Origin of the sequence: Rhodococcus sp. WWJCD1, from assembly GCF_002258735.1 — a bacterium.
Classification (GTDB): domain Bacteria; phylum Actinomycetota; class Actinomycetes; order Mycobacteriales; family Mycobacteriaceae; genus Rhodococcoides.
Window position 1 is genome coordinate 235,175 of sequence record NZ_NOXY01000008.1, and the last position, 8,003, is coordinate 243,177.

7 protein-coding genes are annotated in these 8,003 nt (G+C 62.1%); 4 read left to right on the plus strand and 3 right to left on the minus strand.

Annotated features, from left to right (window positions below):
• Window positions 1-13 precede the first annotated feature (13 nt).
• Entirely contained in the window at window positions 14-613 is a 600-nt protein-coding gene (locus tag CH286_RS05210; protein ID WP_094608546.1) for a TetR/AcrR family transcriptional regulator, read from the minus strand.
• Between the two features lie 299 nt (window positions 614-912).
• On the opposite strand from CH286_RS05210, the gene CH286_RS05215 reads away from it, so the two are divergent.
• The 4 genes from CH286_RS05215 to CH286_RS05230 all read left to right on the plus strand — a co-directional run bounded on the left by CH286_RS05215 (window position 913) and on the right by CH286_RS05230 (window position 6,840).
• Window positions 913-2,364 (plus strand): MFS transporter, encoded by a 1,452-nt coding sequence (locus CH286_RS05215; protein ID WP_037154193.1) that lies wholly within the window; start codon window positions 913-915, stop codon window positions 2,362-2,364.
• Between the two features lie 86 nt (window positions 2,365-2,450).
• Window positions 2,451-3,527, plus strand: coding sequence for a Holliday junction branch migration DNA helicase RuvB (gene ruvB, locus CH286_RS05220; protein WP_094608547.1), 1,077 nt, complete (start codon window positions 2,451-2,453; stop codon window positions 3,525-3,527).
• A gap of 277 nt (window positions 3,528-3,804) precedes the next feature.
• The gene (locus tag CH286_RS05225) at window positions 3,805-5,424 is read left to right on the plus strand and encodes an acyl-CoA synthetase (protein WP_094608573.1); all 1,620 of its coding nucleotides are present in this window, start codon (window positions 3,805-3,807) and stop codon (window positions 5,422-5,424) included.
• Between the two features lie 189 nt (window positions 5,425-5,613).
• On the plus strand, window positions 5,614-6,840 hold the full coding sequence (locus tag CH286_RS05230) for a lipase family protein (RefSeq protein ID WP_037154197.1): 1,227 nt from the start codon (window positions 5,614-5,616) through the stop codon (window positions 6,838-6,840).
• Window positions 6,841-6,897: 57 nt separating this feature from the next.
• On the opposite strand, the gene CH286_RS05235 is transcribed toward CH286_RS05230, so the two are convergent.
• Together CH286_RS05235 and CH286_RS28010 are read right to left on the minus strand one after the other, a co-directional pair.
• On the minus strand, window positions 6,898-7,257 hold the full coding sequence (locus tag CH286_RS05235; RefSeq protein WP_176458141.1) for a hypothetical protein: 360 nt from the start codon (window positions 7,255-7,257) through the stop codon (window positions 6,898-6,900).
• Window positions 7,258-7,691: 434 nt separating this feature from the next.
• The coding region (locus CH286_RS28010) for a hypothetical protein (RefSeq protein ID WP_217902904.1) at window positions 7,692-8,003 on the minus strand (312 nt) is incomplete at its 5' end.

The following is an 8,003-nucleotide window of genomic DNA, read 5'->3' on the forward strand; positions in this document are numbered from 1 at the left end:
CCGACTCCCCGAGTCAGGTCATCGAACGCAGAACGGTGTCGACGATCAACACCGAATGCGCTGTGCCGTTCGACTTCACGGGACCGGCGTGCGCTTGCGAGAACAGTGCATGAGTGAGCACGGCACCGGTGACGAGCTCGAGCAACAGTGTCGTCGAGGTTCCCGCCGGCAGCTCGCCACGCTCCACAGCGCGTTGGACGATGTGCCGAGCTGTGACCAGACGGCTCTGGTTCAGCGTGTCGGTCAGATGTGACAGGAGGTCGGGATTGACCATCGCATCGAGGGTTACCCGCAAAGACACCAAGCCCGCGAGTTCGGTGTATCCACGGTCGAGCTGAGCAGAGAGCTCGAGAAGATCGCCTCGGACGCTGCCGGTGTCGATCGGCGTGGACAACGGCGAGCGCGCCTCCAGGGCCTGGACCAACAGTGCCTCCTTGGTGTCCCACCGGCGATACAGTGCAGCCCTGCCGACCTTCGCTCGGCGGGCAACCGCATCGAAAGTGAAACCGCGCCAACTGGTTTCCCAATATACTTCGAGCACGGCGTCGTACACACGGACTTCCATGTCCGCATCCCGAGGTCTTCCGGGTCCACGTCGGCCACCCTGAGTCATGAGGCAATCATCGCATTGCCCAGTTCACTGTCCATCGTTGTGTCATCGAACGACGTCGCACGACACCACGACGAAGAGTGTCGTTGCCCGAACCCGAAGCACGCGGGGCCACTCTTGACTTCGTGAGCGATTTCTGGTCTCACTGCGAGACAAGCTGTTTCGCGCACTTCTCGCACCGTTCTGCTACGGTATAACTCTGCCCGGCTTGATAGCAGGGGCGGTCGGGCGCAGCAACAGTGCGCGTAGATCCGAGGCTCGAAACCTCCAGGCTTTCGTTCGATGAAGCCGGGAGGTTTCTTTTGTCCGCGTTCGTTTCCAGACCGTCCACCCGCTGGTGGGCGCTCGTCGTTCTGTCGCTGACCGAGCTGGTGGTCGTTCTCGACGTCACCATCGTCACCATCGCCCTACCCGAAGCGCAGCAGGATCTGAATCTGTCCGACACGCAACGCCAGTGGGTCGTGACTGCATACGCACTCGCATTCGGCGCCCTACTTCTCCTCGGTGGCCGCGTCGCTGATTACTGGGGTCGCAAACGCACCTTCATGGTGGGAATGGTCGGCTTCGGCGCAGCATCGGCATGGGGCGGTATTGCCAGTAACGGAACAGAACTCGTCATTGCGCGCGCAGTACAGGGGACGTTCGCGGCCTTGCTCGCACCTGCCGCTCTGGCCATGCTGACCGTCATCTTCACCCACGGACGCGAACGTAACCTCGCCTTCGCGATCTTCGGAACCATCGCAGGAACCGGCGCGGCCGTGGGCCTCGTCCTGGGAGGAGTGCTGACCGAATTCGCCAGTTGGCGGTGGTGCCTACTGGTGAACGTGGTCTTCGTCGTCATCGGCATCATCGGCGGGCTACTGTTCCTCGGTGAGAGCAAAGCTGACGGCGACAACCGCTACGACCTCTGGGGAGCAGTCACCGTCACGCTCGGATTGGGTTCTCTCGTCTACGGTTTCACCCTCGCCGAGCACGGGTGGAGTTCGGCGGACACCGTAGTATTCCTCGGTCTGGGCGTCGTTCTGCTGGCCGCTTTCGTCTGGATCCAAACGAAGGTGGAGCAGCCACTTCTCCCCCTGCGTGTCCTACTCCACGGTGTAAGAGGTGGAGCATTTCTCGTGCAAGCGGTGGTGGGCGCAATCATGATCGGCTCACTCCTGTACCTGACGTTCCACTTTCAGATCGTCATGGGTATGAGCCCGTTGGTATCCGGACTCGCCAATGTCACAATGACCGTCGTCATCATCGCACTGGTGCCGGTGGTCACCAAAGCGCTGAACACGTATGGCCCACGACCGCTGATGATCGCCGGCCCGCTGTTCGCCGCCGCAGGTCTGCTCTATCTGAGCGATATCACTCCAGACGGCGACTATGTGAGCGAAGTGCTGCCCGCGCTGATACTTCTCGGCGTCGGGTTGGCAATGCTGTTCGTACCCTTGCAGAACCTTGCTCTGACCGGAGTGGATCCGCAGGACGCCGGAGTCGCCTCTGCAACGGTGAACTCGACGTTCCACATCGGCGGATCCATCGGTTTGGCAGTATTCACCGTCATCTATGCGAGAGCAGTCGAAAGCTCGCTGGCCGCAGGCAAACCAGAACTCACCGCCTTCACCGACGGCTACTCGGCGACCTTCATCGCCTCCGCCGTCGCAATGGTCGTCGCATCGGCATTGTCCGTTGCGTTCATCAGGGGTGACAAGAACGACTTGATACCTCGGTACGACAGCGAAGAAGCCCCCGTGCACACCGCCTGACGTACCTCGTTCGACCCGGATTCGGTGCGGCCCGCCCGACCGCACCGAACTCGGGTCGAACAAAGTGCGTCCACGAGAGGATCACCCTGACCGACAACGCATACGACGACGAGTACGAGTTCGATGTCAACGCGGAGATCATCGAAGGAGATGCCGAAGCCGACACCACCTTGCGTCCGAAGAATCTCGACGAATTCGTCGGACAGCCGCGCGTGCGCGAGCAACTCCACCTCGTTCTCGCGGGTGCCAAGAAGCGCAACGTCACTCCGGATCACATTTTGATGGCCGGGCCACCGGGCCTGGGCAAAACCAGTTTGGCCATGATCATCGCCCACGAACTCGGAGCTTCCCTCCAACTCACGTCCGGTCCGGCGATCGAACGCGCCGGCGACCTGGCGTCGATACTGAGCAACCTCGTCGACGGCGATGTCCTGTTCATCGACGAAATCCACCGAATTGCCCGTCCCGCAGAGGAATTGCTGTACCTCGCCATGGAGGACTTCCGGGTGGATGTCATCGTCGGCAAAGGCCCCGGTGCCATGTCGATACCACTCGAGGTAGCACCGTTCACCCTCGTCGGTGCCACCACCCGTCCGGGCGCGCTCACCGGACCCCTCCGCGACCGTTTCGGGTTCGTGGCGCAGATGGATTTCTACGAACCCGAAGAACTCGAACACATCGTCTACCGGTCGGCCCGCATTCTCGGAGTCTCCATCGATCACCCCGCGTGCGACGAGATCGCGGGTCGCTCACGCGGCACCCCCCGTATCGCCAATCGCCTGCTGCGACGCGTTCGTGACTTCGCCGAGGTCCGCGGGGACGGACACGTCGACCGCAGCACCACTCGAGCGGCGCTGATCGTCTTCGACGTGGACGCTGTCGGTCTCGACCGACTCGACCGCGCAGTTCTGGGAGCCCTGGTCAAGAGTTTCGGGGGCGGTCCGGTCGGCGTATCCACCCTCGCCGTCGCAGTCGGCGAAGAACCCGCCACGGTGGCGGAGGTCTGCGAACCGTTCCTCGTCCGCGCAGGAATGCTTGCGCGCACACCCCGAGGAAGAATTGCGACTGCCCGAGCGTGGCGGCACCTCGGACTCATACCGCCACCCGAACTCACCATCCACGAGATCGAGACGCACCTCGACGACACGTTCGGCAGTTCGTGAGCACGTATTTCGCGCTGGTGAGCACATCGAGCGATGCGCAAACCATGCTGCCTCACGGTGAGCGAGGCGTGTTTCGGCATCGTCCAGCCAGGCCTACACGTCGAACTGCACCGACTGACCATTGCGGACAGTAAGTGTCTGTATTACCTTCGTCATGACGGCGGACTCCGACCGAAGTTCCGAAACAACCGCGAAGATGCATCAACTGCCGGTGCCATCCGCGGGCGAATTACGACCAACCGCCGATGCGCACATCGACACTCGAAGAGGTTCACTCATGCCGACATCGTTGACCAAGATCTCCGACACCATCCGCGCTACGAGTGTCATGGTCAGGGCCGGTCTCGTTCCATTTCCTCGCGTCGACCATGGACTCAAATCTCTGAATGCGGTGAACAAGTTCGGCCCCTTTGCCGGACCTGTTTCCGCTCATGCCCAGAGCGGCTACGACGCGGTTGCCATCATCGACGAGCGCGGCCCCCTCACGTACGCCGAGCTCGAACGCACGAGCAATGCCCTCGTACGAGCCTGGCAGTCCGTCGGCATCACCTCCGAGACAGTCATGGGTGCCATGTGCCGCAACCATCGCGGCCTGGTGCTGACGATGCTGGCTGCGGCGAAGAACGGCACGAAGCTCGTCCTCATGAACACGGGCTTCGCTGCCCCACAACTCATCGACGTTGCCGCACGCGAAAATGTCGCGGCATTCGTCTACGACGACGAATTCGCCGACAGAGCCAACTCCCTGCCCTCCGACACCATCATGTATCGCTCGTGGCCTGAAGCCGACATCCAAGTGCCCACCACAACGGTCACCCTCGACGAAGCGGTGATCGGTCATGGAACGTCGACAGTCTCCGCGCCCGCGAAGAACGGCAGCTTCGTCCTCCTCACCAGCGGAACGACAGGCACCCCCAAAGGCGCACCTCGCGGACACATGTCTCCACTCGCCTCGGCGCAGTTTCTCGACCGAGTACCGTTGCGCCGCAACCAGATCATGATGATGGCGGCTCCGGCCTTTCACGGAACCGGCGTGTCGCAATTCGCTCTCGCACTGGCACTCGGACAAACGGTCGTCATGCACAGGAAGTTCGATCCGGAGAACACGGTCGAGGCTCTGGCTCGATTTCGCTGCGACAGTCTCGTTCTCGTACCGACGATGCTGAACCGCATCGTCGGCCTCGGGCCCGAGGTGTTGTCGAAGTACGACACCTCGAACCTGAAGATCATTTTTTCGGCCGGTTCGTCGTTGTCACCGGACTTGTGCAAACGAGTCACCGCCACATTCGGAGACGTGCTCTACAACCTGTACGGATCGACCGAAGTCGCCGTCGCCACGGTGGCGACACCCGAAGACTTGGCCACCGCCCCGGGAACTGCCGGACGGCCACCGGTCACCTGCCATGTCGAACTGTACGACGACACCGACAAACGAATCACAACGCCCGACACCATCGGCAGGATCTTCGCCGCAAATGGTTTGAGCTTCGAGGGGTACACCGACGGTCGGGACAAGGAACGCATCGGCGGACTACTCTCCACCGGAGACGTCGGCCATTTCGACGCGCACGGCCTGCTGTTCGTCGATGGACGGGACGACGACATGATCGTCTCCGGCGGCGAGAACGTCTACCCGCTCGAAGTGGAGAATCTGCTGGCGGATATGGACGATGTGGCCGACGTGGCGGTAATAGGGGTGGAAGATACCGAGTTCGGCCACCGTCTACGCGCCTTCGTCGTCCTCGCCCCCGGCGCGGTACAGAATCCAGATGCGCTCTGCCGACACGTTCGCTCGAACTTGGCACGATACAAAGTTCCCCGAGACGTCATCTTCATAGACCAGCTCCCGCGTAACGCCACGGGAAAGTTGCTGCGCCGCAGGCTTACCGAGATCTAGGAAGGTGCGTGCCAAGCTACCCGAGTTTTTTGGCGCGACGGTGCTGTAGATCGAGGCCAGTCGAGGGCTGCGCAGGCGAATCTGCAGTAGTCCTTGGCCATGCGAGGCATTGCACTACAGCATAATTCGAATATCCAACGCGGTGACTTCGCCACTGAATGGCACTGCCTACGCATACGGAGTTGCTGCATGAAGCTGGCGTCCATCGTTACCTCAGGAATAGTCGCGCTGGCTCTGACGCTGAGCGTCACACCGCTTACCGAGGCCGATCCCGTCGATTTCTACACCCCGCCTGCGCAGCTGAGCACCGGTGAGCCGGGCGACGTCATCAAGACCGAGCCAGCAATCGGCACGGTCATTCCGTTCACCGGAATCACGATCGACGCGAACTTCACGCGCATCATGTACCTGTCCCAGACTGCGACGGGCGAAGACGTCGCCGTCACTGGAACCATTGCGATCCCCTCGACTCCATGGGCCGGACCCGGCCCGCGACCAACCGTGGTTCTCGCACCCGGGACCCAGGGCATGGGTCCCGCATGCGCAGCATCGAAACTGCTGGCACTGGGCCAGGAATACGAAATCCTCCAGCTCGCACCACTTCTGGCCCAGGGCTATTCCGTCGCGATGACCGACTATCAAGGACTCGGTGTACCGGGTGTACACCCTTATCTGAATCGGCTCGCGCTCGGCCACGACGTACTGAACATGGCTCGGGCGGCTGCCGATGTTGTCGCTCCGGATTCACGAATGGGTCTGTGGGGGTATTCCGAAGGTGGCATGGCCGTCGCCGCCGCGGCCGAAATACGCGACACATACGCACCCGATGTCGGGCTGGTCGGCGCGTACGCTGGTGCGCCCCCGGCGTCGCTTCTCGAACTCGCCGAGATCGGCGACGGATCACTGCTCTCCGGTGGATTGGGTTGGGTGGTCAACGGATTCACCTCGGCTTACCCCGATGAAAAAGCCGAGTTGCTCGCGACCTTCAACGACCGTGGTCTCGACCTGCTGGATCGTGCGCAAACAACCTGCATCTACGGGGCACCGATCCTCCTGGGCCCGTTCACGAAAACGTCGGCCTACACCAACGACGGCCGCTCGGTTCGCGACCACCTCGAGGCCGAACCCTGGCGCACCATCGTCGCCGCACAAGAGCTGGGAAACACTGCACCGTCGATCCCCATGTACGTCGCCGAAAGCGTCAGCGACGACTTCGTCAAGACCAGCGGCGTCGACGCTATGGTCCAAAAATGGTGCAACGCAGGGGCAACAGTCACCTACGACCGCAGCCCCATCATTCCTATCCTCACCGGCACCGGAACCGGTCACGCGCTGGGACTACTGAACTCGATTCCGGCGGCCTCGAAATGGATGTCTCAGCAGTTCGGGGGCCGGTCCGCGGGCAACTGCAACTAGCCTCCTCTACAGCGGCTGGATCGATCGACGCAGCCCTTGATCACTTATTGCCGGTGATCAAGGGCTCAATGAGAGGCACCGGCGGCCGAGCTCCCGACGATCCGCCAACCGAAGCGGATCGTGCCGCTTCGGGACAGCCACCACAGCCGTCGCCAACGCCCGCGGAATCGCCCCGTGCAAGCGGGCCGCGCTGACACCCATCACGACGGCATCGTCGGCGCTGTAGGCCGCAACCGCGATACCTCCTGCCGCAGCCTCCAAGCCAGGCATCCACTCGGTCCCGACCCGATCGTCGGGCACCGCCACGTACAAGCCTGTCGCCACCCGATGCAGCAGACCCAAGCCCGTCAGCCGCACGAGCTCGGCCCGCGGATGCGCGTACACCTCTGCGGCCGACGCGGCCCGCACCACCCGCATCGGAACCCGAGCAAACCCCGGAGGTAGGCCAGTACGACGGCATCGAACGTTGCTCGTAACGAATCCCGATCTACACCTTTTGTCGGGATTCACGCACCCTGTACGCGCCGCAAATTCGGACGAGGGGCGTAAATGCACGCTCACCCCGGACACCGGCCCACACAAAAACTCCGATCTCGGGGCTGAGATCGGAGTGGTCGGAGCCTCCTAACGGGATTGAACCGTTGACCGCTCGCTTACAAGTATGTTGCGGGACAACCAGATACGTCCGGATGGAACCACCACATCCACCCTGACCTGCGCCAATCGTCCAGGCGGTACCACCCGAATCCACCTCCGTAGGTACCGACTTGTGACATCCTCGTGACACCGAGACCTACTAGAGGTTGTTCGTCCTCGGCAGCCTGTGCGGTCGCTTCGCATTACCGCTCTGATCAGCGGCCCATCCAAGGCTCCCGGCCGTACAACCATCTCGACCGATTCTTTTCCTGATCGTGGAGAACAACCGCCGGCACATGGTCCGGGTGCCATCCGTTCAGCGGATCCGGATCGTCGAAGAGCGCATTCGCGAACATGCCAGACGACGGAAAGAACGTGCCCTCGCGAGTCAGCCCACCCACGCTCAGCACCAAGACGTCAGATCTGGTTGAGGTTCCCCCAGGATGGTGGACACCGAGATAGCGGGATCGTTGGTTCCGCTGGAAGGATGTCTTCATGTCCCGCAAACGCAGGTCGTTCACGACCGA

Bases quoted from the DNA above. Each gene is read 5' to 3' on its own strand.
- CH286_RS05235 (WP_176458141.1), bottom strand. From the start codon at position 7,257: ATGCGGGTGGTGCGGGCCGCGTCGGCCGCAGAGGTGTACGCGCATCCG.
- CH286_RS05230 (WP_037154197.1), top strand. From the start codon at position 5,614: ATGAAGCTGGCGTCCATCGTTACCTCAGGAATAGTCGCGCTGGCTCTG.
- CH286_RS05210 (WP_094608546.1), bottom strand. From the start codon at position 613: ATGACTCAGGGTGGCCGACGTGGACCCGGAAGACCTCGGGATGCGGAC.
- CH286_RS05225 (WP_094608573.1), top strand. From the start codon at position 3,805: ATGCCGACATCGTTGACCAAGATCTCCGACACCATCCGCGCTACGAGT.